3 protein-coding genes are annotated in these 2,173 nt (G+C 35.4%); all 3 read left to right on the forward strand.

The genetic code is table 11. From position 1 onward, the window contains the following. Positions 1-198: 198 nt before the first annotated feature. Positions 199-426 carry a hypothetical protein gene (locus V7122_RS04475; RefSeq protein WP_335489143.1) on the forward strand — a complete coding sequence of 76 codons (228 nt, stop codon included), beginning with the start codon at positions 199-201 and terminating at the stop codon, positions 424-426. A gap of 138 nt (positions 427-564) precedes the next feature. After that, complete coding sequence (locus V7122_RS04480) at positions 565-1,617, forward strand: ATP synthase beta subunit C-terminal domain-containing protein (protein ID WP_335355622.1); 1,053 nt, start codon at positions 565-567, stop codon at positions 1,615-1,617. A gap of 263 nt (positions 1,618-1,880) precedes the next feature. Further along, on the forward strand, positions 1,881-2,173 hold a 293-nt coding region (locus tag V7122_RS04485; RefSeq protein ID WP_335525908.1), incomplete at its 3' end, for a TetR/AcrR family transcriptional regulator.

Raw genomic sequence — 2,173 nt, forward strand, 5'->3', positions numbered from 1 at the left:
AAAGGGTGGAGCGGTCACCAAAGAGCAGTTCTGATGACCGTTCAATATGAAATAATACTAGAACGGTCATCATCAAAAGTTAATAATCTGCCGTTAAAATAAGATGACAAAAAACTAGAAGACTTTTCCATAATTTATGATATGATAGAGGAAAATAAATACAAACGCTATATCTGTTTGTAAGCAAGAGGTGGAATGATGTTTACGGGAACAGTTGCAGTAGTAATGGTCTTTTCAATTCCAATCATTGCAATAGTAACATCTCATTTTCAAAAACAAACAAAGACCAAGCATAAAATGATTCAGGATCAAATTGAGCTTGAAAAGTTAAAACAAGAAAATTATTTAATTGAGACACAAAAAATGAGACTAGAACTTGAGCAAATGCAGCTTGAAGAATATAAAAACAAACCCAAAATATTATAACTTTTAGAAAAATGAAGGACGGTTCAATTTCCAGTCCTTCTTTTTTTGTTTTAGCGAAAAATAAATTACTCTAAAGCGTAAAATATATTGATTTTTAAAGTAAAATAAATTACCTTATAAAGTAAGGAGGTGAAAAATCTGGAAAACTTAAAATTGAATGTGGCACTTTTACGAAGAAAGGTACCTAATTTGACTACTGCTGCCAAATCCGTAGGCTTACGTCCGGCAACCGTTTCTAATTTATGTACCGGAAAAATTCCGGTAGGCAGGTGCGAAGTTCGAACTTTAGCGGCACTTGCTGATCTTGCGGAATGTACTTTGGATGAATTAATCATTAGAGGGGAGAAGATTGAGATGCTAGAGACCAAGATTAAAACGCTGGATTTATTTGCCCCACTTGCCAAGGGAGGCACAATTGGGTTAGTAGCTCGACATGGAATGGGGCAGCTTGTTTTACTTTCAGAAATATTTTATAGATTGAAGAACGATCAGTTTGTCACGATTCTGCTCTTACCGAATGGGAATTACCCAGAATTAAACGATGTGAAGGTCAATTCAGATATTATCGTTCATTCCATTGATGAAGCCTATGAAGCAATGGCTGTTAAAGGAAAATCAAATGAGATTGTATTTGCAGCTGACAGGAGCCATGTATTAACAGGGGATATTTATGAGCTCCAAGAAAAATTGTTAGCGCATGATATCAATACAGTTACAACTTTTCTCGTTGATTTAAAAGGGGAAGCGGTCGATGAAGATTTACCGTATGGACCGTTGGAAACCGTTTGGCAATTTGACGCAGATTTATCAGCAAGACACAAATTCCCTGCCGTTAATCCAGTCTATTCAACTTCTTCAGTTCTTGAAGGAGCATATCTCGATCATAATCATCTCAATATTCAGCAGCGTGCCCAAAAGCTTCTTCGCCGCTATCGTGAACTCCGGTCATTAGTGAATGTAGGGGGCATGGAGCGACTCCCAGCATCTGAAGTCCAAACATTTAAGCGCGGTGAAAGGCTTGAAGCTTATTTAACACAGCCATTTTATGTAGCTGAAGCATTTTTAGGGAAAAAGGGAGAGTCTGTTAGTTTACAGGATACCTTAAATGATGTAAGAAAAATATTAGATGGAGCAGCCGATTCAGTTGAAATAGACCAATTAAATTATATTGGTCAAATAATAAATGCATAGACTGCTGAAATTTAAAGAAAAGGCTTTTTAAAATCTACGATATAGAATTTAAAGTATAACACCGGACTCTCGAACCTATTTAGTAGGTTCTTTTTTTATATCTTCAAATTCTTTATTATTGACCGTCTAAATAGTTATTTAGTAATTAAAGTAGTTGTGTGACATGCTGTCATTTTTTCTTGACTCATGACACGGTGTCATATATAATCAGCTCATTGGTAAATCTGACACGGTGTCATCCGTTTGACAGGAGGAATAATAATATGCCAAAACAAACATTTTTTCACTTGCCTAAAGATAAACAAGACACTTTAATTCGAGCTGCTAAAAAGGAGTTTTCTCGAGTTCCCTTACACGAAGCATCCATTGCCAATATTATCAAAGAAGCGGAAATCCCTAGAGGGAGCTTTTACCAATACTTTGAAGGGAAAGAGGACCTATATTATTATCTGTTAAATCAGATTTCAGAGAAAAATAATGATCGGTTTATTGCGCTCTTAAAGGAGAAAAATGGGAATATTTTTGAAACGTTAATTGATTCATTTCAATTTATGAT

Origin of the sequence: Bacillus sp. JJ1532 (assembly GCF_036965085.1) — a bacterium.
In the GTDB taxonomy this organism is placed as follows: domain Bacteria; phylum Bacillota; class Bacilli; order Bacillales; family Cytobacillaceae; genus Cytobacillus.